Here is a 25,889-nt window from a genome sequence, read left to right on the forward strand (position 1 = left end):
CCCGAGGACTGGGCGGACAAGCCCGCCAAGCGCAGCCAGAAGGATGTGGATGCGCGCTGGACCAAGAAGCACGGCAAGAGCCATTACGGCTACAAAAACCACGTCAACGTGGACCGCAAGCACAAGCTGGTCCGGCGCTACCATGTCAGCGATGCGGCCGTGCACGACAGCAAGGCGGTCGATCACCTGCTGATGTGGGGCAATACCGGCTCGGGCGTGTGGGCGGATGCCGCCTATCGCTCCGAGGAGATGGAGGCCAAGCTGGACGCGCAAAAGCTGAAAAGCCACATCCACCGCAAGGGGAAGCGGGACAAGTCCCTGACCAAACAGGCGAAGGGCAGCAACCGGACCAAATCCCGCACGCGGGTCCGGGTCGAGCATGTCTTTGGCGCGCAGACCAACGACATGGGCGGCACGTTGGTGCGCAGCATCGGTCTGGCTCGGGCCAAGGCCAGGATCGGGATGAAAAACCTCACCTACAACATGCGCCGCCTGGGGCAGTTACGTCGTATCAACCCGAACCCTGCGTGACCGTCGCATGAACCACGAACTAATCAGGCCGTGAGGCCGAAAACACCAAGCATGAAAGCCCCAGCCACACGACCCTTCGGGCACTGCAGGCCGCCAATCGACGATCTCTCTCCCGCTTCACGCCGCACGCGGCACCGTGCGGCCCAGAAAACGGTTAAAAATCGAGGTGCCCTACAAAAAGATGGACAATAAAGGCCGCAAATATCAACTCGATAATCTGACTGCTGCCAAGGCAGGAGGTGATACAAGATACGAATGGCGCGCGAAACGGCCTTTCGGTGGCGAATGGATCACTGATCGTGACGACGAGTACGTCAACCCAAAAGAGAATTGGGAATATAAGGGCACCACTCCGTACTCAGGACGTATCTGGGCTTACAACAAAGAGAAAATGCTTCGGCTCGATGCTGAAGGACGCATCGGTTATACTTCGACCGGCACACCCAGATATAAGCGATTTCTGGATGAAATGCCCGGAATTCCTGTCCAGAATGATTGGTCTGACATTACTCAAGCTGGAAAAACGGAACGTCTCGGCTACCCCACCCAGAAACCTGTGGCGCTCTTGGAACGCATCGTCGCGGCCTCGTCCAACCCCGGCGACGTAGTGCTCGACCCGTTCTGCGGCTGCGGCACCACCGTCCACGCGGCGGAAAAGCTCGGGCGCAACTGGATCGGCATCGACGTGACGCACCTTGCCATCGGGCTGATCGAGAAGCGCCTGCGCGACGCCTTCCCCAAGGTCGCCTTCACCACCCACGGCGTGCCGCAGGACATTGCCGGCGCGCGCGACCTCGCCAACCGGGGCCGCGAGGACAAGAATTACTATTTCGAGTTCGAGAAATGGGCGCTGTCGCTCATCGCCGCCCAGCCCGGCAACATGGGCAAGAAGGGCGCCGACCGGGGGATCGACGGCAACATCTATTTCGGCAAGACGCATCGCGCCATCGTCAGCGTCAAGGCAGGCGACAATATCGGCGTCGGCATGATCCGCGACCTGCGCGGCGTGATCGAGCGCGAACGCGCGGAAATCGGCATTTTCCTCACCCTGACAGAGCCCAAGAAAACCATGGTGGCCGAGGCCGCGGCGGCCGGCCAGTTCGAGATGGAAGGGTTCGAGCCGGTACCGCGCATCCAGATCGTCACCATCGAGGACGCGCTGCACCTGCGCGACCGCGCCGTGCGCCTGCCCGCGCGGCGCGACGACGCTTTCAAACGCGCCGCCCGCGAAGAAGACACGCGCGCCCAGGGGCAGTTGGATATTTGACATTGCCCGGGTGATCGGGACATTTTCTTGCGGCAAATCCCCAAGGCATCTGCTAATGTGTCGTCAAAACCGTAGCGAAGCGATTTCGAGGCGACCATGAGCAGCAAGCCAGCGATGACCGACCAACTGCGCGAAAAGATCATGTCGCAGCCGGATGTCATCCTCGAAGATCAGGATCTGATGCGCGCGCTGATCGCGGCGAACGAACGCAGTATGGGCGGCAATATCGTCGATCTGCGCGGTATCGCGATGGAGCGGCTGGAAGCGCGGCTGGAACGGCTCGAAGACACCCATCGCAACGTCATCGCCGCCGCCTACGAGAACTTGTCCGGCACCAACCTGGTGCATCGCGCGATCCTGCGGATGCTGGACGCGACCGAGTTCGAAACCTTCCTGCGCGACCTCGACGGCGAGGTGGCCGACATCCTGCGTGTCGACAGCATCCGCCTGGTGCTGGAATCGGGGCAGGACGACGGCGACCCGGCGATCGAACGGCTGGGTAACGTCCTGACGGTCAGGCAGCAGGGGTTCATCGACGCCTATCTCACCGGCGGCCGCGATGCGCCGGTGCGCCAGATCACCCTGCGCCAGGTGCCCGAGGGCCGCGCCGAACTGCACGGCGACGTGTCGGACTGGATTCGCTCGGAGGCGTGTCTGAAACTGGATTTCGGGCCCGGGCGCCTGCCGGGGATGCTGACGCTGGGCGCCGAGGACCCGCACCAGTTCAACCAGAGCCAGGGCACCGACCTGCTGGCGTTTTTCGCGGGCGTTTTCGAGAGGACGATGCGCCGCTGGCTGTCATGACAACCGTGTCCGACGGGGCCGCCGATGCGCTGGCGCGCTGGCTCGACACGATGATGGCATTGCGCGGGGCATCGGAAAACACCCTCGATGCCTACCGCCGCGACGTGTCGGGGTTTTTGTCCTTCATGACCGGCCACCATGGCGGCACGCAGGGGTTGGCGGCGCTGTCGCGGATCACGATATCGGACATGCGTGCCTGGATGGCGCAGGTGCGCGGCACCGGCGCATCGCCGCGCACGCTGGCGCGCAAGCTGTCGGCGGTCAAGAGCTTCTTCCACTGGCTGGCCGAGCGCGAAGGCATCGACGCCACGGCGGTGCTGGCCACCCGCGCGCCGCGCTTCCAGGCCCGCCTGCCGCGCCCGGTGGACGAGGACGGCGCGCGCGCGGTGCTCGACACCGTGGAAAGCCAGGCCCGGCACCCATGGGTGGCAGCGCGCGACCTGGCGGTTGTGACGCTGCTTTACGGCTGCGGGTTGCGGATATCCGAGGCGCTGGCGATCGACGCCGGCGCGCTGCCGCTGGGCGACAGCCTGCGCATTGTCGGCAAGGGCGGGCGCGAGCGCGTGGTGCCGGTGCTGCCGGTGGCGCGCGCGGCGGTGGCCGACTACGCCCGTGCCTGCCCGCATGACCTGAGCCCCGGCAGGCCGTTGTTTCGCGGTGTGCGTGGCGGCGCCCTGGGCCCGCGCGCGGTGCAGAAGGCGACGCAACAGGCACGCATGCAGCTTGGCCTGCCCGCCAGCGTGACGCCGCACGCGATGCGCCACAGCTTCGCCACGCACCTGCTCAACGCGGGCGGCGATCTGCGCGCCATCCAGGATCTGCTGGGCCACGCGTCGCTGTCGACCACGCAGGCCTACACCGCCGTCGATACCGCCCGCCTGACGGAGGTCTACCGAAAGACCCACCCGCGGCAGACCGCCAGCCCGCCCGAGGGCCACGGCCATGACCAGTAAAGCCAAGGCGCTATCGGTTCACCTGCTGACCGCCACCGGCGCGGTCTTCGCGATTCTGGCAATGCTGGCCGCGGTCGAAGGGAAGTGGGACCTGATGTTCCTGTGGCTGGTCGTGGCCTTCGCGGTGGATGGGATCGACGGGCCACTGGCACGCCGCTACGACGTGAGGCGCAACGCGGCGCGGTTCGACGGGGTGTTGATGGACCTCATCATCGACTACCTGACTTACGTGTTCATCCCCGCCTTCGCGCTGTTCCGGTCCGACCTGCTGCCGGGCTGGACGGGCTGGCTGGCGATCATCATGATCACCTATGCCAGCGCCATGTATTTCGCCGACACCAGCATGAAGACGCGGGACAATTCCTTTCACGGCTTTCCCGGCTGTTTCAACATGCTGGTGCTGGTGCTGTTCGCCGTGACGCCGCCCACATGGGTGATCTTGCTGTTGGTGACGGTGCTCTCGGTGGCGATGTTCCTGCCGCTGAAGTTCGTTCACCCCGTGCGCACGGAACGGTGGCGGCTGGTTTCCCTGCCCATGGCACTGGCCTGGACGGGGTTTGCCGGCTGGGCGGCCTGGGTGGATTTCCATCCCCAAAGCTGGGCGCTTTGGGGCTTGGTGACGACCAGCATCTACCTGGTTTTCGCAGGCATCGCGCAGCAGGTCATTCCCGCCCGCGAGGACTGAGCGGCGCACTGGTGCGCCTCCCCCCGCGGGCGCACCGGTCCGCATGCCCGCGGCTACCCCGGACGCTCAGCCCAGCGCCGCGTCGCAGCGCGCGCAGGTGCCGGGGTGGGAATGCGTGCCGACATCGGGAAGGATTTTCCAGCAGCGTTCGCATTTGCCCCCCTCGGCGCGCGCAAACACCACGCCGATCCCGTCCACATCTGGCAGGCGGAAGGCCTCGTCGGGGCGCGGGTCGGCGGTCAGCACGATGTCGGAGGTGATGCATACATCGGCGAAATCCACCGAGCGCAACGCGTCCAGCATCGCCGCCTCGCGCACATGCACCACCGGCGCGGCCTCGAGCGAGGCGCCGATCACCTTGTCGGTGCGGCTCACTTCCAGCGCGGCGGTCACCACGCGGCGGGCCTGCCGCACCCTGGCCCATTTCGCCGCCAGCGGCTCGTTGAGCCAGTCGGCGGGCGTGTCGGGGATATCCACCAGATGCACGCTGCTTTCCTCGCCGGGGAAACGTTCAAGCCAGACCTCTTCCATCGTGAACACCAGCACCGGAGCCAACCAGGTGGTCAGCCGATGGAACAGGATATCCATCACCGTGCGCGCGGCCCGGCGGCGGGCGGTGTCACCGTCGCAATAAAGCGCGTCCTTGCGAATGTCGAAATAGAACGCCGAAAGGTCCACGGTGGCGAAGTTGAACACCGCCTGGAACACGCCCTGGAAATCGTAAGCCGCATACCCGGTGCGCACCTTGTGGTCCAGCTCGGCCAAGCGGTGCAGCACCCATTGTTCCAGCTCGGGCATCTCGGCGGGATCGACGCGGTCGGCCTCATGGAAATGCGCCAGCGCGCCCAGCATGAAGCGCATCGTGTTGCGCAGCCGGCGATAGCCATCGGCCACGCCTTTCAGGATTTCCGGCCCGATGCGCAGATCGCCGGTGTAGTCCGATTGCGCCACCCACAGCCGCAGGATATCGGCGCCGTACTGGTTGGTCACATCCTCGGGCGCGATGGTATTGCCCAGCGACTTGGACATCTTGTTGCCCTTCTCGTCGAGGGTGAAGCCATGCGTCAGCACCCCGCGATAGGGGGCGCGCCCGATGGTGCCGCAGGCCTGCAGCATCGACGAATGGAACCAGCCGCGGTGCTGGTCGGTGCCTTCGAGGTAGAGATCGGCAATGCCGTCCTCGGACCCGTCTTCGCGGTCACGCAGCACGAAGGCGTGGGTCGAGCCGCTGTCGAACCACACGTCGAGGATGTCATCGACCTTGTCCCATTCATCGGGGTCAACGACCCCGTCAAGGAACCGTTCCCTGGCGCCATCCTTGTACCAGGCGTCGGCGCCTTCGGCCTCGAACGCGGCGGTGATGCGGGCGTTGACCGCGTCGTCGCGCAGCAGGAAATCGGGGTCGGTGGGTTTGGCGCCCTTCTTCGTGAAACATGTCAGCGGCACGCCCCATGCGCGCTGGCGCGACAGCACCCAGTCGGGGCGCGCCTCGATCATCGAGTAGAGGCGGTTGCGCCCCGAGGGCGGCGTCCATTGCACCAGCTTGTCGATCGAGGTCAGCGCGCGGCCCCGGATCGTGCCTTGCCCCGTCGCCTCGTCCAGCCCGTCGTCGAGCGGTTTGTCGATGGCGGCGAACCATTGCGGCCGGTTGAGGCGGATCACCGGCGCCTTGGAGCGCCAGCTATGCGCGTCGGAAATGGTGATGCGTTGGCGCGCCAGCAGCGCGCCAAGCGCGGTCAGCTTGTCGATCACCGCCTTGTTGGCGTCGCCGGGCTTGCCGTTTTCGCGGATGACCCGCTCGCCGCCGAAGAACGGCAGATCATCGCGGAACGAGGAATCGTCGCGGATGTTGTGCGTCATCGGCAGGCCGTGTTTCAGGCCGATCTGGTAGTCGTCATCGCCGTGGCTGGGCGCAGTGTGCACGAACCCGGTGCCGGCGTCATCGGTGACGTGATCGCCGGGGTAAAGCGGCACGTCGAAATCCCATACGGCCTGTGCGCCGTCGGCCCCGCGCAGGGGATGGGCGCAAGTCAGCGCCGACAGCTCGTCGGCGGTCACGTCGCGCAGGCGGGTAACCATGCCATCCTCCAGCCGCGCGCGGGTGAAGGTTTCCCCGGCCAGCGCATCGGCAATCAGGTAGGTGTCGCCCACCCTGGCCCAGCATTCGCCGGGCGTGTCCACGACCTTGTAGAGCCCGTAGGAGATATCGGTGCCGAAACAGATCGCGCGGTTCTGCGGGATGGTCCACGGCGTGGTCGTCCAGATGAGGACGTTCACACCTTCGAAACGCTGCCTTAGGCTATTCGCATCTTCACGCAACTGATCTGTTGGCCCCGTGTCCACGGTAGCGGAATCCAAGCTTGCATCTTTAAGAGGAGCGGCTCTTACATATGCGTTTTGGTCAAGTAGCCGTTCAATCGAGGCGTCAACGTCGACCGGGAACTTCACCCACACCGCGTCGGTTTGGCGGTTGTGGTACTCGACCTCGGCCTCGGCCAATGCGGTTTTTTCAACCGGCGACCACATAACTGGTTTCGAGCCCTGGTAGAGCGTGCCATTCATCAGGAACTTCTGGAATTCAGACGCGATCACAGCTTCGGCATGGAAGTCCATGGTAAGATAAGGCTTTTCCCACTTGCCGGTAATGCCGATGCGCTTGAACTCGTCGCGCTGCACGTCGATCCAGCCTTCGGCGAAGCGGCGGCACTCTTGTCGAAAATCAACTATGGGCACCTGATCCTTGTCGCGGCCCTTGGCGCGGTACTGCTCCTCGATCTTCCATTCGATGGGCAGGCCGTGGCAATCCCAGCCGGGGATATAACGCGCATCAAAGCCCATCATCTGCTGGCTGCGCACGACCATGTCCTTGAGGATCTTGTTGAGCGCGTGGCCGATATGCAGGTGCCCGTTGGCGTAGGGAGGCCCGTCATGCAGGGTGAAGGATGTCCGTCCACCCTTCTCGCGCAGGCGGTCGTAGATGCCGATGCGCTCCCACCGCTCCAGCCAGCCGGGTTCGCGTTTCGGCAGGCCGGCGCGCATCGGGAAATCGGTTTGCGGCAGGTTCAGGGTGGCTTTGTAGTCGGGCGTGTCGGTGGACATGGGCGGGGCCCCTTCGTCGGATGTGTCTGTGATGAAATCCCATCGGCGCGCGTGATCGAACGCCTTCGTCCCGGCGGCCTGTTTGCTCAGGTCGCCGGGCAGGTAATTCGAATGATGATCGGGCCGATCCGCGTCATTGGCCGCCTTATAGGCGCCATCGGGGCAAGCGTCCAGAGGCCCGATACCCCTGTCGCCGGGTGGCAAGGCGCGCTATGTCGCGCCCATGAGCGAGACACAGGCACAGCCCCCCCGTTTTGACGTCAGCCGCGCGCAGATCGCCGCGGTGGTGGCGGAATTCTATGCGCTTGTGCGCGCCCATCCCGGCCTTGGCCCGGTGTTTGCCGCGCACGTCACCGACTGGCCCGCGCACGAGGAAAAGATCACCCGTTTCTGGGCCAACGCGATATTGCGCGAGCGCGGCTATGACGGCAATCCGCAGGCGGTGCATGTTGCCGCGCGCGACGTGCGGCCCGAACATTTCGACGTCTGGCTGGCACTGTTCGATCGCGTGCTGCGCCGGCAATTGCCCGCCCCTCAGGCCGCCGCCTGGTCGGTGCTGGCGCATCGCATCGGGCGCGGCTTTCGCGCCGGCGTCGAAGAGGCACGCCGCCCCGCCGGGGCACCGCCCTGCCTGAGATAGGCGCCGAGGCTGGACAGCGCCGCGCGGGACGGTATGAAGGGCGCGATCACGCCGAAATGGGGGGCACATGGCCGACGACATCGATGACCTGGCAGACCGCGTGACCACGGGCGACCGCCGCGCGCTGGCCCGCGCGATCACGCTGGTCGAGAGCGGACGCGACGATCACCGCACCCGCGCCGCCGCGCTGATCGAGGCGCTGCGCACCCGCGACGGGCCACAGGCGCTGCGCATCGGGCTGTCGGGCACGCCGGGGGTGGGCAAATCCACCTTCATCGAAAGTTTCGGCATGATGCTGATCGCGCGCGGCCTGCGTGTTGCGGTGCTGGCGGTCGATCCCAGCTCGGCGCGCTCGGGCGGGTCGATCCTGGGCGACAAGACGCGCATGGAACGGCTCAGCCGCGACCCGAACGCCTTCATTCGCCCTTCGCCCGCGCAAAGCCACCTGGGCGGCGTGGCGCGCCGCACCCGCGAGGCGGTGGCATTGTGCGAGGCGGCGGGGTTCGACGTGGTGCTGATCGAAACCGTGGGCGTCGGCCAGTCGGAAACCGTGGTCGCCGAAATGTCGGACCTGTTCGTTCTGCTGCTGGCGCCGGCGGGCGGCGACGAGTTGCAGGGCGTCAAGCGTGGCATCATGGAAATCGCCGACATCATCCTGGTCAACAAGGCCGATGGCGATCTCAAGGCAGCCGCCGAACGGACCCGCGCCGACTATGCCGGCGCCCTGCGCCTGCTGCGCAAACGCCCGCAGGACCCGGAGGGGTTTCCAAAAGCGGTGTGCATCTCGTCGATCGAAGAGCGGGGCCTCACTGAAGCCTGGGATGACATGTGCCACCTCACCGAATGGCGCCGCGAGACGGGGCATTTCGACGCCCGCCGCGCCGAACAGGCGCGTTACTGGTTCGGCGAGGAGGTCCGCCAGGCGTTGCTGGCGCAGCTCGACAAGGAGCCGGTGCGCGGCATCATGGAGGACTACGGCGCGCGCGTGGCCAGCGGCGAGGTGACGCCGGCCATCGCGGCGCATGAAGTGCTGCGCCTGATCCGCGGCGGCTGAGGGGCGCGCACATCCCGGCAAGCCGCTGTGCGGGCGGCGACGGCCGGAGCCTCCGGCGGGAGTATTTCGGGAAAGATGAAGTACGACCACAATGGGTGCTGTTCAGTGCATCTTCTGGCCAGAAATATCCCGGGGGAGTCGCGCGGCACGCGCGTCGGGGGCAGCGCCCCCAACTGCCCTCAGGACAGCTTCACCGGTTCGCCGTGCGGCGTCGCCAGGTATGCCGCGCGCCAGCGGTCTGCCATGTCGGCCACGGCGTCGGGCCCGGCGAAGCCGCGGGCGCGGGCCATTTCCTCGAGCGCGGCAAGCCATGCCATGTAGTAATCCTCGGACCCGTCGAGAGGACCATCGCCGCCCCGCGCGCGCAGGGTGGCGGCGAAGGTCTCGGTCCATTCGGGCCAGGTGAAGGCGCCCGCCTCGGACAGCGCGACGGTCAGCGCAAAGACTTGCGCGTGCCAGGGCGCGTCGAAGCGCGGCGTGTCCTCGGGCGTGGGGCGCAGCGTCATGACAGCGCCTCCAGGTAGGGCTCGAACGCGTCGAGCGTGACCTCGTCATCGGGGTGCTCGGGGGCGAGCCACAGATCGGCGGCGCGCAGCACGACGGTATAAAGCGGCTGCGGCGCCTCGCCCAGCCCGTGCGCGTTGCTGTCGGGGAAGACATGCGCGCCGTGGCAACGCAGCACCGTGGCCGCCTGCCCGCCGGCATATCCGGGCAGGCGGGTATGGCCGCCGGGAATTTCGGCATGGCGCGCGCGGCGCAGGCGCACGCGGTCGCCGGGGGCGAAGCGCGGGGCCGGGCCGGGACGCGCGGCCGGACCACCGCGGCGCAGAGCGGGGTCGACTGCGGCAGCCTCCAGCCGCCGGGCGCGCAGATCGTGCGGCGCGGCGGCGCGGGCCTCTCCGGCGGCCAGTTCATCGCGGCTGACCACGCCGTTTTCCACCAGCATGTCAGCCAGTGCGGCGATCCATTTCTCGAAATAGCTGAAGCGCATGTAGTCGCGCGGGCTCAGCCGTTCGCGGGAGTGGCGGCTGGCATCGAGGCTCCACTGCCCAAGCGCGCCGGCCGCCAGCGTCACGGCCAGGGCACGGGCGTGCCAGTCGTGTTTGAACACCGGGGCGGTTTCCGGGTCCACCTTGACCGGGCCATCGCCGAAACGCCCGCCCATGTCGTGCACGCGGGTCATGGCGCGGAAACCTCGTCGGCCGCGCGCGGCCGGCCGGTGCCGACCATCGAATCGCGCGTGACGAGGCGGGCGAGATCCGCCTCGTTCCAGCCTTCCGTGCCTGCGGGGCGCATGGGCAGGACGAGGTAGCGCATCTCGGCGGTGCTGTCCCATACGCGCACGGCTTGCTCGGCGGGCAGTTCAAGCCCGAACTCGGCCAGCACCCGGCGCGGTTCACGCACCACGCGGGCGCGGTATTCGTCCGACTTGTACCAGGCCGGCGGGATGCCCAGCAGCGGCCACGGGTAGCACGAACACAGCGTGCAAACGATGACGTTGTGGCGCTCGGGCGTGTTTTCGACGACAGTGACATGCTCGCCCTGGCGCCCGGTCAGCCCCATGTCGTCGAGCACCGGGCCGGCATCGTCCAGCAGCGCGGCGCGGAACGCGGGGTCGGCCCAGGCGCGCGCCACGACGCGGGCGCCTTCCTGCGGGCCGACGCGGTGCGCGTAGGTGTCGATGATCTCGTCCAGCGCGGCGGGATCGACCAGCCCCTTTTGCGTGAGGATGGTTTCCAGCGCCCGCACCCTGAGCGCCGGGTCCGGCGGCAGTACGGCGTGGGCGTGGTCATGGTCGTGGTGGTCATGTTGCATGGGGGCAGTTTGACGCTGTCCGCGCGCCATGTCACGCCCCGATTTTGCTGGCGCCCGGGCGCCGGGCGCGCGAAAGTCGCCGCCGGGCGCTTGACGGGCCTGGCGATTCCGCCTAATGACCGCTGATGAAATTCCGGGCGCTGCCCAACGGCAGTGCCCTTGATCCGTTGCAAGGGGTGACACGCGCCCCGCTGACCCAGACGAGGATACGCCCATGTCGCGCCGCTGCGAACTGACCGGAAAAGGCCCGATGACTGGCAACAACGTCAGCCACGCCCACAACAAGACCCGCCGCCTGTTTCGTCCCAATCTCAACGATGTGACGCTGCAATCCGAAGTTCTGGGCCGCGGCATCAGGCTCAAGATATCGGCGTCGGCGCTGCGCAGCGTGGATCACCGTGGCGGGCTCGACAAGTTCCTGGCCAAGGCCAAGGACGAGGAGTTGTCGGAGACCGCGCGGAAGGTCAAGCGCGAGATCGCGCGCGCCGAAGCGGCCCGCGCCGAGGCCTGAGTCCGCGGCCACCGGCCTGCATCCGAGGTTCGAAAGCAGCCCCACCGGTATCGGTGGGGCTGTTTCCATTTGTCGCTTTCCCTCTGTAGCGGGTGTGCGGTATTTTCGCCCTCATGAAACGCGCAAAACATCCCCTGCAGGCGGTTCTTCTGGCTCTGCTGCTGGTCCTGACGACCCAGTCGATGGCCCAGATGCGGATGATGCCGGGGATCGGCGGCGAGATGGTGCTGTGTACCGGCACCGGACCGATCACCGTTCTCACCGACGAAAACGGCAAGCCCATGGGCCCGCCGCACATCTGCCCCGATTGCGCGATGACGTTCATGGCGGCGGTGCCGATGATGCCACCGATGCCCGCCCGGCCCGCAACGCGCGGCGAGGCGGCGGTATTCCGCGCGCCCGCGTTGCCGGCACAGGTGGCGCAAGTGGCATATGCGGCGCGCGACCCGCCCTTTCTGTCCTGATACCGACACAGTTCTTCAACACCGATTCACGGACAGACAAGGGAGAGACGCAATGTCTTTCAAGACCACCCTCATGGCGGCCGCTGCCGCCTGCGCAATCGCCCTGCCCGCATGGGCCGGCGACATCGCTATCAATGACCCGTATGCGCGGGCGTCGTCGATGATGTCCACTTCCGGCGCGGCCTTCATGATGATCCACAACAATGGCGACAGCGATGACCGGCTGGTCGGCGCCGCGTCGCCGGTGGCGAAGATGGTGCAGTTGCACACCCACGAACAGGACGACAAGGGCGTGATGCGCATGATCCATGTCGAGGAAGGCTTTGCCCTGCCCGCTGGCGGCACGATCGCGATGCAGCGCGGCGGGCATCACGTCATGTTCATGGGCATCACCGACCAGTTCGAGCAGGGTGACATCATCCCGCTGACGCTGACCTTCGAGAAGGCCGGCGAGGTGGCGGTCGAGGTACCCGTCGACCTGGAGCGCAAACCCAGCAAGGGCATGACGAACCAAGGCGATATGAACATGGGCGACAGCGCGGCGCAGGACTGAGCCGCGCCGCCCCTCCGGCATGCCTCGCCACGCCCCGGCCACCTGCTGGCCGGGGCGCTATTCGTTGCGGATACCCCCCCGCCGGCGGGCCCCGGTCAGCTTCCGAGTACCTCTTCGACCCAGGCCGGCACGATCCGCGTCGCCGGGCCGTGGCGGGCGACGTCGAAACCGCGGGAATTGGCTGAGGGTTCAAGGTTCAGCTCCAGCGTCCCGGCGCCCAGGCGCGCGGCGTGCTGGGCATAGGCGGCCGCCGGGTAGACCTGCCCCGAAGTGCCGATGGCGACGAACAGGTCGGCTGCTGCCAGCGCGGCGTCGATGCGCTCCAGCCCGTAGGGAACCTCGCCAAACCACACCACGTCGGGGCGGGTGGCCGCGGCCCCGCAGGCCGGGCAGGCGTCGTCGGGCGCCATCGCCGCGGGCGCCGGCCAGCGATGCCCACAGGCGGCGCAAAGCGCGCGCGCCAGTTCCCCGTGCATATGGATCACGTTGCGGCTGCCGGCGCGTTCGTGCAGGGCATCGACGTTCTGCGTGACGATCGTCACCTCGCCCGGATGACGCGCCTCGAGCCGCGTCAACGCCTCGTGCGCGGCATTGGGTACCGCCGCAGCGGCCTGGGCGCGGCGGTCGTTGTAGAACGCGTGCACGCGGGCGGGGTTGTGGGCAAATCCTTCGGGCGTGGCGACATCCTCGACGGCGTGTTGCGCCCAGACGCCGCCGGCATCGCGAAACGTGCCAAGCCCGCTTTCCGCCGAGATGCCAGCCCCGGTGAGGATCACGATCCGCCCCTGATCCGCCATGCGCCGCCGCCCCCTCAGCCGCAGCTTGCCTCGGCGGCCTCGCTGAACGCGGTGTAGCGTTCCCAGAACCGCTCGTGCCGGGACGAATCGGATTGCCGGATTTCCTGCGCGCGGTGCGGATCGGCGAAGAACGAGGCTGCCAGGTTCTGATCCGAGCGCCCGAGGGAGCGGTCGGCAACCGTCTGGATACACCCGCACAGCTGGCGCGACCGCGGCTTGCGCGGCGACATCATGCAGGCCGAGTTGATCGGCCCCGTCGAGAGGTGCGTCACCTGCCCGCCGCCGGCATGGCGTCTGTCGCCACCGCCACCGCATCCGACCAGAACCAAGGCCAACACGCCCACGAACACCTGCTTCATCACCACACTTCCGCCTTGCCCCGGCGCCGTCGGCGCGACGCCCCGTTCCCCCATACTATGCACGCAGCGCTTGCGCCCTGCAATGCGCGCCGACCGGCCGTGCCACATTCGCGCCGACACGTTCCGGCGCATCTTGCGACGTTCCGCGATCCGGGGCATACGGTGCCCCATGACAGAGCTTTCGCACATCCGCAATTTCTCGATCGTGGCGCATATCGACCACGGCAAATCGACGCTGGCCGACCGGCTGATCCAGTCCACCGGCACGGTGCAGGACCGCGACATGCGCGAGCAGATGCTCGACGCCATGGACATCGAGCGCGAGCGCGGCATCACCATCAAGGCCAACACGGTGCGCATCGACTACAAGGCCGATGACGGGGATACTTACGTGCTGAACCTGATCGACACGCCGGGGCATGTCGATTTCTCGTACGAGGTGTCGCGCTCGATGCGGGCGGTCGAGGGCTCGCTGCTGGTGGTCGATGCCACCCAAGGGGTCGAGGCGCAGACGCTGGCCAATGTCTACCAGGCCATCGACGCCGATCACGAGTTGATCCCGGTGCTCAACAAGATCGACCTGCCGGCGGCCGATTGCGACCGCGTCGCCGAACAGATCGAGGACGTCATCGGCATCGACGCCAGCGGCGCGATCCGGGCCAGTGCCAAAAGCGGCATCGGCATCCACGAGGTGCTGGAGGCCATCGTCAACCAGCTACCGCCCCCCAAGGGCACCCGCGACGCGCCGCTGGTGGCGATGCTGGTCGACAGCTGGTACGACAGCTACCTTGGCGTGATCGTTCTGGTGCGGGTCATGGACGGCGTTCTGAAAAAGGGTGACCGCATCCGCATGATGCAGAACGGCTCGCTCCACAACGTCGAACGCATCGGCGTGTTCCGCCCCAGGATGGAGGCGGTCAATGAGCTGGGCCCCGGCGAGATCGGCTATATCACCGCCTCGATCAAGCAGGTCCGTGACACCCGCGTGGGCGACACCATCACCCACGAAAAGAAGGGCACCGACAAACCCCTGCCCGGCTTCAAACCGGCGCAGCCGGTGGTGTTTTGCGGGCTGTTCCCGATGGATTCGTCCGAGTTCGAAGACCTGCGCGAGGCGATCGAGAAACTGGCGCTCAACGACGCCAGCTTCAGCTACGAGGTCGAAAGCTCGGCGGCACTGGGCTTCGGCTTTCGCTGCGGGTTCCTGGGGCTTTTGCACCTCGAGGTGATCCGCGACCGCATCGAGCGCGAATACGGGATCGAGCTGATCACCACCGCGCCATCGGTGATCTACCACGTCTACATGAAAGACGGGTCGTGCATCGAGTTGCACAACCCCGCCGACATGCCCGACATGGCCAATGTCGAGCACGTCGAGGAGCCGCGCATCAAGGCCACGATCCTGGTGCCCGACGAATTCCTGGGCGACGTGCTCAAGCTGTGCCAGGATCGGCGCGGCATCCAGGCCGACCTGACCTATGCTGGCGCCCGCGCGATGGTGGTCTACGATTTGCCGCTCAACGAGGTGGTGTTCGACTTCTACGACCGGCTGAAATCGGTCACCCGCGGCTATGCCAGCTTTGACTACTACATCACCGGCTACCGCGCCGATAACCTGGTGCGCATGTCGATCCTGGTCAACGACGAACCCGTCGATGCGCTGGCCACCATGGTCCACCGCGACCGGGCCGAGATGCGCGGCCGCGCCATGGTCGAAAAGCTCAAGGAACTGATCCCGCGCCACATGTTCAAGATCCCGATCCAGGCGGCGATCGGCGGCAAGGTCATCGCGCGCGAAACGCTGGCGGCGCTGCGCAAGGACGTGACAGCCAAGTGCTATGGCGGCGACGTGACCCGCAAGCGCAAGCTGCTGGACAAGCAAAAGGCCGGCAAGAAGAAGATGCGCCAGTTCGGCAAGGTGGAGATCCCGCAATCGGCGTTCATCAATGCGCTGAAGATGGACGGGTGAGAGAGCGCGCCTGCGGCCAGTTCATAGTTGAACCGTCGGCAGCAGGCCCCTTCCCCGTCGCGCAGCGACGGGACGCGTCCGCCCGATGGAAGGACGCAGTGTTTCAACCTTTGCTGAAAATACTTGATTGCACTCTTATTGGATTGGATGGTCGCCGCACTTCATGGGGGCGATAGACCCAGAACGTCAACCGCTTGAATTCATTACGATTCACAAGGCAATTGCTAGCTTCTTACATTATGCTACGATGTGATAAGACATAGTCAAAAAGGCAAACGCAAATATGACCGAACAATTTGTTCTGGCACCTCAACCAACTCTCAAGCGAGTTGCTGACTTGGATGGCCCAGATTTCTACCCAACTCCACGCTGGGCCACGCATGCGCTGATTGATAATGAGAGTTTCGCCGGGGATATTTGGGAATGCGCCTGTGGTGATGGCGCTATGTCTGAAGTTCTAGCTTCAACGGGCAACACGGTAATTAGTTCAGACTTGTATGACCGAGGCTACGGTGAAGCAGGCATAGACTTCACCAATGCTCATCAAAAGGCGACAAACGTAATTACGAACCCGCCGTTCCATAGCTCCGAAGATTTTGTCCGAAGCGCTCTGGAGCGCACAGAAAGAAAGTTTGCATTATTGCTGCGGCTGGCCTTTCTGGAAGGCTCCAAGCGCCAACAAAGCATCTTCTCAAAAAATCCTCCAAGTACAGTTTGGGTGTTCAGTGAGCGCATCACATTTTACCCAAAAGGAGCGGCGCGCAAAGGCGGTGGAACCACTGCCTATGCTTGGTTTGTTTGGGATAATGAGCATCTGGGTCCGACGGAGTTGAAATGGCTTCCGGTAGGCTATAAATCACGCTTTAAGACCTAAAACTTTGAACCCTTTTCTTTCCAGATTCAGTTATTTCCCATCCTTCGTAGTCTGAATCGTAGACAGCATATCCGTTGGATTCCAACCCTTGCCCATCATTTCTGTGAGAAACAAGGTTTCTAACTTTTTGAGAAAAGTATGTATCGCTCCGATTATCCGCCAACTCAGCGTCGTGCCCAGTGGGATTCATTTCCTTCTCAAGAATATCAATAAGTTCGGTTGTTGTAAGGCGCCCACTTTTGGAAGCAGACAGTGCGATAAGCGCACCATCCCGAATTTCTTGTTCCGATATTTGCATGTTATTCCTTTCTAACTCAATATTTAGTGCTGGGTCGCGAAGATATAGGAAGCATATATTGTCAATACAAGGTACTGGGAACTAGCATCAAAAGTAAAACGTCGACTGGCGCCAGTTAAATCGCCGCTCACCGTCAAGATAAATCCACTACTCCCACCTTCCCCCTCGGCATCATCCTGCCGATAGGCTCGTCAACCGCGCCGTGCGCACTATGTCCGGGCTATCCACCAATCAAAAAAGGGAGGATCTGACCCATGAAATACCTGGCACTTACCGCTGCACTTGCACTGTTCGCCGGCCCGGCGGTGGCGAACCAGTGTCCGATGGACATGTCCAAGATCGATGCCGCGCTTGAGACGGCCAGCCTGTCGGATGAGCAGATGGCCGAAGTGAAGGCCCTGCGCGCCGAGGGCGAGGAGCTGCACCAGGCGGGCGATCATGCCGCCTCGGTCGAGACACTGGCCGAAGCCAAGGCAATCCTCGGGGTCGAGTGACCCGTCCACGCACAACGCAGGGGGCGTGATCGCGCGGCCCCTGCGGCCCGAGCCTGATCCGGGTGCAACGCGTCTGTCGGGTGGTATGTGACTGAAATGTAATGAGATCGGGCGAAATCCCGCCCGAACGCTGGCATGAAACCCGTGGGGGCCGGGCCCGCCGCGCCGGATACTGCCGGTTTACCGCATTGCGCCCAAGAAACCGGGGCCGATCCTTGGATCAGCCCCGCGCGCCGTTCACTCCACCGCCTTTTCCAGCGATTGCCCGGCGTGCTGAATATCGCGCCCGGCCCCCTGTACCGTTTCGCACGCCGCAAGGCCCGTGCAGGCCATAAGCCCGATCATCACAAATTTCATATCGCGTCTCCTGGTTGATCCGTCATCTTCTTACAGGCACGCTTGGCTTACCGCAAACCCGTAACCACCTGACCCGGGTCAAGGCGCCCCGCCCTGCCCGTATGCCACAAGGGGCACGGCACAACGAAAGGCACCCGCATGGCCCGGCTGACGATCATCCTGCACCTGTTCATCGGCGCCACGCTGTCGGGCGTCGGTATCGTGGCGGTACTGGTGGCGGGGTACGGCTCGGGCGCGCTGATCGCGGGGGCGGCGCTGGCGGGGTTCGTGCTGGCCTTTCCGGTCAGCTACGCCGTCGCCCGCGCGATGACCCACGACGACTGACCCAGCCCCCTGCACGGGGGCGCAAAAATTTGCAGGTTTTCCCGACAACGGTCTTGATCCCCCCGCCGCCCCGGCGTATCACGCCGCCTGCGCGTTGGGGTGTAGCCAAGTGGTAAGGCAGCAGTTTTTGGTACTGTGTATCGTAGGTTCGAATCCTACCACCCCAGCCAATGACCTCCAAAAACCTCATATTTCCCAATGGGATAGCCGTTGATCAAGCGGCCAGCCTCCCGTCTCCACGTCGCGGTGGTTCACAAACTGGTTCACATCGTGCGCGGTGTAGAACGCGGGAACCGTCGAGAAAATGGGGACTTCACCTCGTTCGCAGAAACGGGATCTTCTATTTCCGGCGGCGCTGGCCCGAAAATATCCGGCGTCTCGGCGCACCTGCATTTCTGTCGGTTTCGCTTCGTACGCACGTTCTCGCCGAAGCGGTAAAGCGGTCGGCCGACCTGCTGTCCGCAGTCGAAGCAGGAGAGAGAAACGTGCTCGAGGAACTTCAGGACAGTCCGGTCTGCGAGGCGCGGGTCCAATCGATGCTGCGAGAGATCGTGAGGCAGGCCATGGCCGGCATGATCGCTCGACAGGAGAGCGATGCTCCCGTCGATACTTCCGACGCGAGCCTCTGCCGGATCAATGCAGAGGCAAGCCTGATCCGGGACGCTCAGCAGGCCAGGGACTGGTCGGTTGCCTCCGCGTTCGCTGGAGAAATCGCACGGCAGAATGGCCTCGATCCCGAAGCTGTCGAGGCGCCCGCGGTCGCCCGGCAAGTCCTCTCCCTCATGCGCCGACTGAACGAATTGGGCGCGCGCGTCGAGAGAGAGTTCGATGATCACCTCAATGCCGGGCGGGATCTTCTCATCGACAATGGACTGCCGCCGTCCCGGGACGCCATGAAGCCGCCGATGCGGTTGTCAGACGCAATCGAGAAAGCGTGCGAGGAGGCCCCTCAGGACGTGGAGAGCAAGATCCGCGTTGTCGGCAAACTCGCCGTGGCGTTCTTCGAAGACGTTCCGGTGTCATCGATCGTGCTGGAGCAGTCTTTCGAGTTCCTCTTCACCGTCTGGATGCTGCCGAAGGGTTGGGGCAAGACCCACGGTCGGAATCGTCACGGCCAAGCCGGTCGGAAGCTTTGTCCTCTCGAAGAAATACGCGAAGCCGACGCGAAGGACGCTGAACTTGTCGAGGAGATCATGAGCCTCGACACGCTGTCGGTGCCGGATAAGCGTCGTCGGCTGGTGCAGGAACTGACCCCGCGGCTGACCGATGGATACCTGTTCGTCCAGCGCGACATGCTCAACCGCATTTTCCGCGCAGCACTCGGGAAAAAGCGCGTCGGCCGCGATGTCGATGACGAGGATCGCGTCGTTCCATCTCACTCCCAACTCAAGAACCGGCTGCGGGCCTGGCACAAATCCCAAAAGACCCCCTGCAAACTCCCCACCCGCGTCTCGCGGCCGAAGCGGCGCATGTCCTGGTCGCTCGAACACGTATCACGGCTCCTCCGTTCGCCGATTTATTTGGGCACCTCCTCGCCCAAGCAGCGCAGCCGCAAGGCGACAGTGCGAAAGAGATACATCATCAGGGATGCGATCTATTGGGTTCCGCTCATCATGATTACGATGGGCGTCCGCCCCGAGGAAATCCTCCAGGCTGCCGTGCAGGACGTCGTTCGCCGCGATGGCATTCTCTGCCTCTTGGTCGGAGACGAGGAGGACGCGGTGTTGAAGAACGAACAATCGCGGCGCGTCTTGCCCATCCCGCAGATCCTTCTTGATCTCGGTTTCCGGCAATGGATCGTCGCGAGAAGGAAGTCTGGCGAAACCTGGCTTTTCCCTGAAATCCAGCCTGACAAAAGCCACGGCCGGCGGTCACAGATCTTCGGCGATCGCCTGCGGAATCTCCTCAAGACACTCGAGCTGCAAGACGCGCGCGAAGACATCTATGCCATGCGGCGCACGCTGTCCTCAAAGCTCATGGGCCTGGGCATCGACACCGGCACGCGCCAAAGGATCCTCGGCCACCTCGAGGGAACGACCATCGACCGGCACTATTCGGATCATGGTCTTCTGGAACTGAAGGACCTGCTCGACGCCGTCGACTACGGGATCGAAGTCGGCAGCGACAGACGGTTTGGCTTCCCGATTATTGTCGGCAACCGCACCGCCCTGCAGGCGGTCCTCGATGTCGACGTGGCGTTGACCGATCGCCGGGAAGTCTCCGCCGTTCAACTCCGGGATGCAGAAACAGACGAGATCGTGTTCGAAGCCAGCATCTCCGGCCGCAAGGCCCCATCGGGATATCCCTGGAATGGATGCCGTCAGCTCGAGGAAATGGACGTTGCCGCCCGGATCATCTCGCTCAGCCGGCAATATTCTCTCACCATGCCGGCGAGCGAAGAGGCCATGGGCTTCGCCAGCGAGTATCTCGCCAGCCGCTTCTTCCTTGAGAAACACAAGGAAAGGTATGACGACCGCTGCTGGGTCTCCGAGAACAGGGGCCTTCTTGAGATCGACTGGGAGGGAGGCGACACCCTCGGCTATGATTTCCGCGTCCAGACTGCCGATGTCGAATGGCGCTACGAGGTAAAGTCTAACTTGGACTATGCATTCGAATTCGAGTTTTCGCAGAATGAGATGCGCGTGGCGGCCTGATCTCCTTGTTGACGCGCTCCAGTGGGTTGGCAACCGATATGCAGATCCCGGTGCCAATGTCCGGCCCCGATCCACGGATCAGGGTATATGGTGCGACCATCCGGGACAGAGGCTCGCCGACCTCACGGCGGCAGGCTGCTCGGGAAACTCGACCAATGACTGACGTTGAACGTTCGCCCGAGATCCTCGCCGCAACCGAGCGCACGTCAGCTACCGAGAAGCGCCTTGAAGAAGACGTTGTGCGCATTTCCTGCTGGATCGACGCAAAACACCCGGGATGCCCAACGGCTCTTGAAATCCAGCGTCACTATTGCTGCAAGGGTGGCCGAGTTTTGCACCGCCGTTCTCAAGGTCGCTTGCGGGGTGGCTACTCGCTCCGGCGCGGCATGCGCGCGCCGGTCGTCAGTCTTGGAATGCCCCGAAGCGGTCCTGCAGCTTGCGCATTCGGTTTAACCGGCCCGCGACCGCATCGCCAAGGTGTGTGATAATATCGTCCAACAGGAGCTCTGTCAGGCATGAGAAGGGCGCCTGGCTGTCCCAGAACAACCCCGAATCCGTGCGCAGCGGCAGCACGATGTCGGTGTAATCGCGTGCCCAATAGCAGTGGGAATCGCAGATCAGCACGATCGACACCCCTTCCTCTACCGCCGCTGAGAGAAGCGCGTGGCTGAGCTGCGTGTAGCGGCGCATCTCGAACATCACGATGCAGCGGCGGTACTGGGTGCCGGCGAAGATCTCGGCAAAGGTGCCGTCGCGGCCGTCCTGTTGGTGCACCCCGTCGCGCAGGTAGGACAGGCGCCCGGCGAAGCTGGAAGCGATCCCGCTGATCGTCTGGAACCCCGCGACATGGACCTGGCTCGCGCCCGAAACCGTTTCGACAGCCGAGGTCCATGCGGGAGTGCCGCGCAACTCGTGGGCGCTTTGCAGGCCGTTGACCTCCAGCTCGAAATTGTCCCAGCGGCCCGCCTGTTCCTTGGCGTCCTTGATGCGCTCCAGCCGGTTGGACACCAGCACCGGTGCCGCCTCGATTTCGTTGCGCAGGTCGACCTTCAGTTCGTTGAAGCCCTGATATCCCATCGTCCGCAGGAATCGCCCCACGGTCATCTGGCTGACCCCCACAGTCTCGGCGATCGAGGCTGCGGTCTCGAAGGCCAGCCCATCGAAGTTAATCAGCATGTAGTTCGCGATTGCCTTCTCGGCCTTTGTGAAGCGCGGGAAGTTTCGCGTCAGCCGCTCGTGCAGGCCGGTGCCATTCTGCTGTCCGTTCAATTGCGCCTCCCTGCCAGGCGTTGGAACCATGGCTCCGTCTGCTCGATCTGTCCGGCCAGCCGGAACAAGATATCCTCGCGCCCGAAATCGGCCGAGGCCATTACGCCCACCGGCAGCCCTTCGTCGGTCCAGTGCAGTGGCAGAGACATGCTGGGCTGTCCGGTGACATTGAACATCTGCGTGAAAGGCGAGAAGGTCGCAAGAGCCTCGCGGTAGGTCGCCAGATCGTCGGTATCGGTTCGCTGCGTGCCCAGAAGCGGCGGCGGGTGGCCCAGCGTCGGGCTGAGCACCACGTCGTAGCGCTCATGGAACGCGGCCATGCGGCGGCCCTGCGCGTGAACCTCGGCCAGGGCGCGCGGGTAGTCCTCCACCCGCATGTGGCGGCTCGCCTCGACGGCGCTCCAACTGACGGCATCCACGTGGTCCGGTCCCAGCGTGCGACCCTGCGCCCGCCCGATCGCCGCGATGGTGCGGGAGACGTTACTGGCGACGAGAATCCAGACGGCCTCACCCAGTGGCTCCCAATCGCCGGGCAGCGTTGCCTCCTCGACTTCGTGCCCCAGGGCTTCAAGGAGCTTTGCGGCTTCCAGCGCCGCCTGCTGGCATGCTGGATCCACCAGCCGGCCCGATGGCGGTGTCATTTGCAAAGCAACGCGCAAGCGGCCCGGATCGGTCGCCGCCTCCTCGACATAGGGACGCTCGCGCGGCGGCGCCCAGTAGGGATCGCCCGGCGCAGCGCCCTGTGTCGCGTCCAGCAACGCTGCACTGTCGCGCACCGAGCGTGTCAACACATGCGCCACGGCCAAGCTGCCCCAGCCTTCGCCCACGCTCGGCCCCGAAGGCGTGCGGGCGCGCGTAGGCTTCATCCCGAAAAGTCCGCAGCAGGAGGCAGGGATGCGGATGGAGCCGCCCCCGTCGCTGGCGTGAGCCGCCGGAACGATCCCCGCGGCCACCGCCGCCGCGCTGCCGCCGGATGAGCCGCCCGCGATGCGCGTGGGATCCCAGGGGTTGCGGGTGACACCGGTCAGGCTGGTCTCGGTCGAGGCGGCGAGGGCGAACTCCGGCGTGGTGGTCTTGCCGAAGATGACGAGCCCCGCGGCCTTGTAGCGCTCTACCAGAGTCGAATCCGCGCCCGCGACCTGATCCGCCAGGATACGTGCGCCCAGGGTCGTGGGGGTGCCCGCAAGATCGGCCGACGCATCCTTCAGCAGAAAGGGCACGCCCTTGAAGGGTCCGTCGGGAAGGCCGGCGGACAGGGCGGTGCGACCGTGATCGTAGAGCTTTTGGGACAGCGCGTTGATGCCGGGATTCTCCTGCTCCGCCGCGGCGATGGCGGTTTCCAGAAGTTCCTCCGCCGGGACCTCGCCGTCGGCGACAAGCTGTGCCAGCGCCGTCGCATCGTGCTGTCTGTATGCGTCGAAATTCATCCCTCGCCTTTCTACCGTTATAGGAAATAACTTGTCTTGACTTCATGGGAGACAAATAACATCGTCGTCAACATGTTCCTTGTGAACGCATAAAAAGAACAAACCCGAACACCGACAGAGAGGATTGAAACGATGACATCCCGGAAACTTCTCGGCAGCGTTGCTGCCGCCGCACTCATGGGGCTTGCCGCGCTGCCCCTCCATGCACAAGAGGGCACGCTGACCTGGGGTAAACCGGCCGAGATCACCGGTTTCGACGTTCATGTGGCTGGCACCGTCGCCTCTTGGGAAATGTACCAGATGGTCTATGAAACCCTGCTGTCCGCCGACGACGAATTGGGCCTGCAGGCCGGGCTTGCCGAAAGCTGGGAACAAACCTCGGACACGACCTATACTCTGACCATCCGCGAGGGGGCTGCATTTTCCAACGGGCGCGCGGTGACGACCGATGACGTGATCGGCAGTTTCGAGCGGATCAAGAACCCCGAAACCGCCTCCTATTGGTCGCACCAGCTGGGCGATATCGCCAGCATCGAGGCGGTGGGCGACCGCACGGTGCAGGTGGAACTGGCCAAACCGCACGCGACTTTCCTGCCCGCGCTTGCCCACATAACCGCGGCGATCCTGCCGATGAAGGAACTGCGCGAGGGCAGCTTCGATCCGACGCAGGAGATGATGGGCTCCGGCCCCTTCATGGTGGAAAACCACAACCAGGACGAAAGCTGGACGCTAAAGGCCAACCCCCATTACTGGCGCGACGGTTATCCGCTGGCCGCGACGCTGGAGGTGCCGATCATCCCCGATGAATCCGCCCGCATTGCCGCGATCCGCGACGGTCGGATCGACTTCACGACCTTCGAGAACCCCGACGTGCAGCGGATGCTGGGTACCAACGCACAGGTCGAGATCCAGCCGCAACAGACGACCAACTACTATCGTCTGGACGTGAATGCTCTGAAAGAAGACTCGGCCTTTTTCGACAAGAGGGTGCGCCAGGCGATGAACCTCTCCCTGGACCGCGAGGCGATCAACAACTTTGTCTTCGACGGCTCCAGCGCCGTGGACTATCCGGTGCCCGCGGCCTTCGGCAAGGACGCTTGCCGTGACCTCGACACCTACGCGATGCCCCGCGACGAACGGCTTGAGAAAGCCCGCGGCCTTCTGGAAGAGGCCGGCAATACTTCGCCCGAGGTGGCGCTGACCATCAGCTCCGCGAACCCGGTTCTGGGCCGCATCGGTCAGGTCGTGCAGCAGAACCTTTCGGAGGCGGGCTTCGAGGTGGAGATCAACCAGGTGCCCACCGCGGAATACCTGCAGAAGGTCTTTACCGATGGCGACTTCGACTTCTCCGCCTCGTGGCTGGCCGGCTACACAGACCCGGGCATGGTCATCAAGTGGTGGGACCCGAACTTCGCCGTCTGGAACCTGTCCTTCCAGCAGAACGTGCCGGAGCTGAGCGAGGCGCTGAAAGAGGTCTCCTCCATTGCCGACGAGGCGGTGCGCGACGAGAAGCTGGTCGAGATATGCGAGATGATCGATGACGGCGCGAACCTGCTCGCACTGGTGGGCAAGTCGGATTACGTCGTCTATCGCAACGACCAGGTCGAGGTGGTGGTGGCCGATCGCTCCGGCTCTGCCAACACCTATCAGTACATCGCCGAGTTCGATCCCAAGTAAGAGCCTGCGCCGGCGGGGCGGGCCCGGTGCCTGCCTCGTCAATGCGCCGCTACAAGGTCAGACATGCGACTTCTTCTCTATCTTCTCCCACGGGTGGCGGCCGCGCTGATCACGCTTTTGGGCGTCTCGGTCCTGGTCTTCCTGGCGCTGCGGATGATTCCCGGCGGCTATGCCGATATCCTGCTGGGCCCCTTCGTCACCCCCGAAGCGCGCGAGGCGATCAGCCAGCGCTATGGGCTGGATCAGCCAATGATTGTCCAGTACTGGCGATGGCTGGTGTCGCTCCTGCAGGGGGATTTCGGCATCTCGATGGTGACGCAGAAACCGGTGATCCATGAATTCATCCGCCGTGCGCCGGTGACGCTGGAGTTGGCGTTCATCGCGCTCGGGCTCGCGCTTGCCGTGGGGCTGCCGCTCGGCGTCGCTTCGGGCATCCGCAGGGGCGGGCGCAAGGGACTCGATGCCGCGCGTGTGGTCGGTGCCATAGGGGCCAGCGTGCCGGATTTCGTCGTCGGCTCGGTCCTGATTTTCATCTTCTCGGTCTGGAGCTTGTGGTTTCGCGTCGGTGGCTACGTCCCGTTCACCGACGATCCCGTGGGTAACCTTCAGACGATGCTGTTGCCGGGGCTGACGCTGTCGCTCTTCGGCATCGCGCTGGTGCTTCGAACCACCCGTGACGCCGTGCTGCGGGTGATGACCGAAGGCTACATCACCGCCGCCGTCGCCCGGGGCGAGACGCCGCGCGCCATCATCCGGCTGCATATCCTGCGCAACGCCGCGATCCCGGTGGTGACGGTGGTGACGACATATTTCGGCTTCCTGCTCGGCGGCGCCGTGGTGGTCGAGGTTCTGTTCTCGATCCCCGGTTTTGGGCTGTTTACTTTCAACGGGCTGCTGAACCGCGATTATGCGATCGTACAGGCGGGGGTGCTGCTGGCCGCCGGGGTTTTCGTGGCCATCAACATGACGGCCGATTTTCTCTATGCGGTGATCGACCCGCGCGTGGGGAGTTGA

General features: G+C 64.5%; 27 protein-coding genes, 1 tRNA gene and 1 pseudogene. 19 read left to right on the forward strand and 10 right to left on the reverse strand.

Annotated features, from left to right (window positions below; all coding sequences use genetic code 11):
* From Q0L89_RS05575 to Q0L89_RS05595, 5 genes are all read left to right on the forward strand, one after another.
* Positions 1–531, forward strand: a 531-nt coding sequence (locus Q0L89_RS05575; protein ID WP_296763167.1) for an IS5 family transposase, incomplete at its 5' end; no start/stop codon positions are given.
* Positions 532–697: 166 nt separating this feature from the next.
* The gene (locus Q0L89_RS05580) at positions 698–1,798 is read left to right on the forward strand and encodes a DNA methyltransferase (RefSeq protein ID WP_296763168.1); all 1,101 of its coding nucleotides are present in this window, start codon (positions 698–700) and stop codon (positions 1,796–1,798) included.
* A gap of 96 nt (positions 1,799–1,894) precedes the next feature.
* A complete protein-coding gene (locus Q0L89_RS05585) occupies positions 1,895–2,602 on the forward strand; it encodes a DUF484 family protein (RefSeq protein ID WP_296763169.1) in 708 nt (235 codons plus the stop codon).
* Positions 2,599–3,555 carry a tyrosine recombinase XerC gene (locus Q0L89_RS05590; protein WP_296763170.1) on the forward strand — a complete coding sequence of 319 codons (957 nt, stop codon included), beginning with the start codon at positions 2,599–2,601 and terminating at the stop codon, positions 3,553–3,555. The genes Q0L89_RS05585 and Q0L89_RS05590 overlap by 4 nt, the downstream gene beginning before the upstream one ends.
* Positions 3,545–4,240 (forward strand): CDP-alcohol phosphatidyltransferase family protein, encoded by a 696-nt coding sequence (locus tag Q0L89_RS05595; protein WP_296763171.1) that lies wholly within the window; start codon positions 3,545–3,547, stop codon positions 4,238–4,240. The genes Q0L89_RS05590 and Q0L89_RS05595 overlap by 11 nt, the downstream gene beginning before the upstream one ends.
* A 66-nt stretch (positions 4,241–4,306) precedes the next feature.
* Here the strand turns inward: Q0L89_RS05595 and ileS are convergent, their stop codons facing one another.
* Complete coding sequence (gene ileS, locus Q0L89_RS05600; protein WP_296763172.1) at positions 4,307–7,339, reverse strand: isoleucine--tRNA ligase; 3,033 nt, start codon at positions 7,337–7,339, stop codon at positions 4,307–4,309.
* A 223-nt stretch (positions 7,340–7,562) separates the two neighbouring features.
* On the opposite strand from ileS, the gene Q0L89_RS05605 reads away from it, so the two are divergent.
* Together Q0L89_RS05605 and meaB are read left to right on the forward strand one after the other, a co-directional pair.
* Positions 7,563–7,979, forward strand: a complete 417-nt coding sequence (locus tag Q0L89_RS05605; RefSeq protein WP_296763173.1) for a group III truncated hemoglobin — start codon at positions 7,563–7,565, stop codon at positions 7,977–7,979.
* 67 nt (positions 7,980–8,046) lie between these two features.
* On the forward strand, positions 8,047–9,033 hold the full coding sequence (meaB, locus tag Q0L89_RS05610) for a methylmalonyl Co-A mutase-associated GTPase MeaB (RefSeq protein WP_296763174.1): 987 nt from the start codon (positions 8,047–8,049) through the stop codon (positions 9,031–9,033).
* A 179-nt stretch (positions 9,034–9,212) separates the two neighbouring features.
* Here the strand turns inward: meaB and Q0L89_RS05615 are convergent, their stop codons facing one another.
* Genes Q0L89_RS05615 through nthA form a run of 3 tightly spaced genes read right to left on the reverse strand, consistent with a single transcriptional unit; the run spans position 9,213 to position 10,848 of the window.
* Positions 9,213–9,539, reverse strand: a complete 327-nt coding sequence (locus tag Q0L89_RS05615) for a nitrile hydratase accessory protein (RefSeq protein ID WP_296763175.1) — start codon at positions 9,537–9,539, stop codon at positions 9,213–9,215.
* A complete protein-coding gene (nthB, locus tag Q0L89_RS05620) occupies positions 9,536–10,216 on the reverse strand; it encodes a nitrile hydratase subunit beta (protein WP_296763176.1) in 681 nt (226 codons plus the stop codon). Before nthB ends, Q0L89_RS05615 begins: the two co-directional genes overlap by 4 nt.
* Positions 10,213–10,848: a nitrile hydratase subunit alpha gene (gene nthA / locus Q0L89_RS05625; protein WP_296763177.1), complete on the reverse strand. Its 636-nt coding sequence runs from the start codon at positions 10,846–10,848 to the stop codon at positions 10,213–10,215. The genes nthB and nthA overlap by 4 nt, the downstream gene beginning before the upstream one ends.
* Positions 10,849–11,062: 214 nt before the next feature.
* Here nthA and rpmB point away from each other — a divergent pair, with 214 nt between their 5' ends.
* The 3 genes from rpmB to Q0L89_RS05640 all read left to right on the forward strand — a co-directional run bounded on the left by rpmB (position 11,063) and on the right by Q0L89_RS05640 (position 12,376).
* Entirely contained in the window at positions 11,063–11,359 is a 297-nt protein-coding gene (gene rpmB, locus Q0L89_RS05630; protein ID WP_296763178.1) for a 50S ribosomal protein L28, read from the forward strand.
* Positions 11,360–11,472: 113 nt separating this feature from the next.
* Positions 11,473–11,823, forward strand: a complete 351-nt coding sequence (locus tag Q0L89_RS05635) for a hypothetical protein (RefSeq protein WP_296763179.1) — start codon at positions 11,473–11,475, stop codon at positions 11,821–11,823.
* A gap of 52 nt (positions 11,824–11,875) precedes the next feature.
* Entirely contained in the window at positions 11,876–12,376 is a 501-nt protein-coding gene (locus tag Q0L89_RS05640) for a copper chaperone PCu(A)C (protein WP_296763180.1), read from the forward strand.
* A gap of 95 nt (positions 12,377–12,471) precedes the next feature.
* Here the strand turns inward: Q0L89_RS05640 and Q0L89_RS05645 are convergent, their stop codons facing one another.
* The gene (locus Q0L89_RS05645; protein ID WP_296763181.1) at positions 12,472–13,173 is read right to left on the reverse strand and encodes an NAD-dependent deacylase; all 702 of its coding nucleotides are present in this window, start codon (positions 13,171–13,173) and stop codon (positions 12,472–12,474) included.
* Between the two features lie 14 nt (positions 13,174–13,187).
* Positions 13,188–13,532 (reverse strand): arginine transporter, encoded by a 345-nt coding sequence (locus Q0L89_RS05650; RefSeq protein WP_296763236.1) that lies wholly within the window; start codon positions 13,530–13,532, stop codon positions 13,188–13,190.
* Positions 13,533–13,701: 169 nt separating this feature from the next.
* On the opposite strand from Q0L89_RS05650, the gene lepA reads away from it, so the two are divergent.
* Positions 13,702–15,501, forward strand: a complete 1,800-nt coding sequence (lepA, locus tag Q0L89_RS05655) for a translation elongation factor 4 (protein WP_296763182.1) — start codon at positions 13,702–13,704, stop codon at positions 15,499–15,501.
* A gap of 283 nt (positions 15,502–15,784) precedes the next feature.
* Positions 15,785–16,375: a hypothetical protein gene (locus Q0L89_RS05660; RefSeq protein ID WP_296763183.1), complete on the forward strand. Its 591-nt coding sequence runs from the start codon at positions 15,785–15,787 to the stop codon at positions 16,373–16,375.
* On the opposite strand, the gene Q0L89_RS05665 is transcribed toward Q0L89_RS05660, so the two are convergent.
* On the reverse strand, positions 16,365–16,673 hold the full coding sequence (locus Q0L89_RS05665) for a hypothetical protein (protein ID WP_296763184.1): 309 nt from the start codon (positions 16,671–16,673) through the stop codon (positions 16,365–16,367). The genes Q0L89_RS05660 and Q0L89_RS05665 overlap by 11 nt on opposite strands.
* A 254-nt stretch (positions 16,674–16,927) precedes the next feature.
* Between Q0L89_RS05665 and Q0L89_RS05670 the strand changes: the two genes are divergently transcribed.
* On the forward strand, positions 16,928–17,167 hold the full coding sequence (locus Q0L89_RS05670) for a hypothetical protein (RefSeq protein WP_296763185.1): 240 nt from the start codon (positions 16,928–16,930) through the stop codon (positions 17,165–17,167).
* A gap of 237 nt (positions 17,168–17,404) precedes the next feature.
* Here the strand turns inward: Q0L89_RS05670 and Q0L89_RS05675 are convergent, their stop codons facing one another.
* Entirely contained in the window at positions 17,405–17,524 is a 120-nt protein-coding gene (locus tag Q0L89_RS05675) for an entericidin A/B family lipoprotein (protein ID WP_296763186.1), read from the reverse strand.
* A gap of 138 nt (positions 17,525–17,662) precedes the next feature.
* Here Q0L89_RS05675 and Q0L89_RS05680 point away from each other — a divergent pair, with 138 nt between their 5' ends.
* The 4 genes and pseudogenes from Q0L89_RS05680 (at position 17,663) to Q0L89_RS05690 (ending at position 20,502) form a co-directional block, all read left to right on the forward strand.
* On the forward strand, positions 17,663–17,848 hold the full coding sequence (locus tag Q0L89_RS05680; protein ID WP_296763187.1) for a CTP synthetase: 186 nt from the start codon (positions 17,663–17,665) through the stop codon (positions 17,846–17,848).
* 95 nt (positions 17,849–17,943) lie between these two features.
* Positions 17,944–18,018, forward strand: a tRNA-Gln gene (locus Q0L89_RS05685).
* Positions 18,019–18,306 (forward strand): annotated as a pseudogene (locus Q0L89_RS15170) (DUF6538 domain-containing protein); the annotation flags it as partial. It lies immediately after the preceding tRNA gene.
* 27 nt (positions 18,307–18,333) lie between these two features.
* On the forward strand, positions 18,334–20,502 hold the full coding sequence (locus Q0L89_RS05690; protein ID WP_296763188.1) for a tyrosine-type recombinase/integrase: 2,169 nt from the start codon (positions 18,334–18,336) through the stop codon (positions 20,500–20,502).
* 402 nt (positions 20,503–20,904) lie between these two features.
* Here the strand turns inward: Q0L89_RS05690 and Q0L89_RS05695 are convergent, their stop codons facing one another.
* Positions 20,905–21,771, reverse strand: coding sequence for a MurR/RpiR family transcriptional regulator (locus Q0L89_RS05695; protein ID WP_296763189.1), 867 nt, complete (start codon positions 21,769–21,771; stop codon positions 20,905–20,907).
* Entirely contained in the window at positions 21,768–23,198 is a 1,431-nt protein-coding gene (locus tag Q0L89_RS05700) for an amidase (protein WP_296763190.1), read from the reverse strand. Before Q0L89_RS05700 ends, Q0L89_RS05695 begins: the two co-directional genes overlap by 4 nt.
* Before the next feature lie 132 nt (positions 23,199–23,330).
* Between Q0L89_RS05700 and Q0L89_RS05705 the strand changes: the two genes are divergently transcribed.
* Both Q0L89_RS05705 and Q0L89_RS05710 read left to right on the forward strand, forming a co-directional pair.
* Positions 23,331–24,875: an ABC transporter substrate-binding protein gene (locus Q0L89_RS05705; RefSeq protein WP_296763191.1), complete on the forward strand. Its 1,545-nt coding sequence runs from the start codon at positions 23,331–23,333 to the stop codon at positions 24,873–24,875.
* Positions 24,876–24,938: 63 nt separating this feature from the next.
* On the forward strand, positions 24,939–25,889 hold the full coding sequence (locus Q0L89_RS05710; RefSeq protein ID WP_296763192.1) for an ABC transporter permease: 951 nt from the start codon (positions 24,939–24,941) through the stop codon (positions 25,887–25,889).

The sequence above is a fragment of the Sediminimonas sp. genome (assembly GCF_024637375.1).
Taxonomy (GTDB): Bacteria; Pseudomonadota; Alphaproteobacteria; order Rhodobacterales; family Rhodobacteraceae; genus Sediminimonas.

What these genes read in the sequence shown, in the direction of transcription:
- Q0L89_RS05705 (WP_296763191.1), top strand. Translation starts at nt 23,331, where the DNA reads ATGACATCCCGGAAACTTCTCGGCAGCGTTGCTGCCGCCGCACTCATG.
- Q0L89_RS05670 (WP_296763185.1), top strand. Translation starts at nt 16,928, where the DNA reads ATGAAATACCTGGCACTTACCGCTGCACTTGCACTGTTCGCCGGCCCG.
- Q0L89_RS05660 (WP_296763183.1), top strand. Translation starts at nt 15,785, where the DNA reads ATGACCGAACAATTTGTTCTGGCACCTCAACCAACTCTCAAGCGAGTT.
- Q0L89_RS05710 (WP_296763192.1), top strand. Translation starts at nt 24,939, where the DNA reads ATGCGACTTCTTCTCTATCTTCTCCCACGGGTGGCGGCCGCGCTGATC.
- Q0L89_RS05650 (WP_296763236.1), bottom strand. Translation starts at nt 13,532, where the DNA reads ATGAAGCAGGTGTTCGTGGGCGTGTTGGCCTTGGTTCTGGTCGGATGC.
- Q0L89_RS05640 (WP_296763180.1), top strand. Translation starts at nt 11,876, where the DNA reads ATGTCTTTCAAGACCACCCTCATGGCGGCCGCTGCCGCCTGCGCAATC.
- nthA (WP_296763177.1), bottom strand. Translation starts at nt 10,848, where the DNA reads ATGCAACATGACCACCACGACCATGACCACGCCCACGCCGTACTGCCG.
- Q0L89_RS05635 (WP_296763179.1), top strand. Translation starts at nt 11,473, where the DNA reads ATGAAACGCGCAAAACATCCCCTGCAGGCGGTTCTTCTGGCTCTGCTG.
- Q0L89_RS05680 (WP_296763187.1), top strand. Translation starts at nt 17,663, where the DNA reads ATGGCCCGGCTGACGATCATCCTGCACCTGTTCATCGGCGCCACGCTG.
- meaB (WP_296763174.1), top strand. Translation starts at nt 8,047, where the DNA reads ATGGCCGACGACATCGATGACCTGGCAGACCGCGTGACCACGGGCGAC.
- Q0L89_RS05700 (WP_296763190.1), bottom strand. Translation starts at nt 23,198, where the DNA reads ATGAATTTCGACGCATACAGACAGCACGATGCGACGGCGCTGGCACAG.
- Q0L89_RS05675 (WP_296763186.1), bottom strand. Translation starts at nt 17,524, where the DNA reads ATGAAATTTGTGATGATCGGGCTTATGGCCTGCACGGGCCTTGCGGCG.
- Q0L89_RS05605 (WP_296763173.1), top strand. Translation starts at nt 7,563, where the DNA reads ATGAGCGAGACACAGGCACAGCCCCCCCGTTTTGACGTCAGCCGCGCG.
- lepA (WP_296763182.1), top strand. Translation starts at nt 13,702, where the DNA reads ATGACAGAGCTTTCGCACATCCGCAATTTCTCGATCGTGGCGCATATC.
- Q0L89_RS05585 (WP_296763169.1), top strand. Translation starts at nt 1,895, where the DNA reads ATGAGCAGCAAGCCAGCGATGACCGACCAACTGCGCGAAAAGATCATG.
- Q0L89_RS05590 (WP_296763170.1), top strand. Translation starts at nt 2,599, where the DNA reads ATGACAACCGTGTCCGACGGGGCCGCCGATGCGCTGGCGCGCTGGCTC.
- Q0L89_RS05645 (WP_296763181.1), bottom strand. Translation starts at nt 13,173, where the DNA reads ATGGCGGATCAGGGGCGGATCGTGATCCTCACCGGGGCTGGCATCTCG.
- Q0L89_RS05615 (WP_296763175.1), bottom strand. Translation starts at nt 9,539, where the DNA reads ATGACGCTGCGCCCCACGCCCGAGGACACGCCGCGCTTCGACGCGCCC.
- rpmB (WP_296763178.1), top strand. Translation starts at nt 11,063, where the DNA reads ATGTCGCGCCGCTGCGAACTGACCGGAAAAGGCCCGATGACTGGCAAC.
- ileS (WP_296763172.1), bottom strand. Translation starts at nt 7,339, where the DNA reads ATGTCCACCGACACGCCCGACTACAAAGCCACCCTGAACCTGCCGCAA.
- Q0L89_RS05595 (WP_296763171.1), top strand. Translation starts at nt 3,545, where the DNA reads ATGACCAGTAAAGCCAAGGCGCTATCGGTTCACCTGCTGACCGCCACC.
- nthB (WP_296763176.1), bottom strand. Translation starts at nt 10,216, where the DNA reads ATGACCCGCGTGCACGACATGGGCGGGCGTTTCGGCGATGGCCCGGTC.
- Q0L89_RS05665 (WP_296763184.1), bottom strand. Translation starts at nt 16,673, where the DNA reads ATGCAAATATCGGAACAAGAAATTCGGGATGGTGCGCTTATCGCACTG.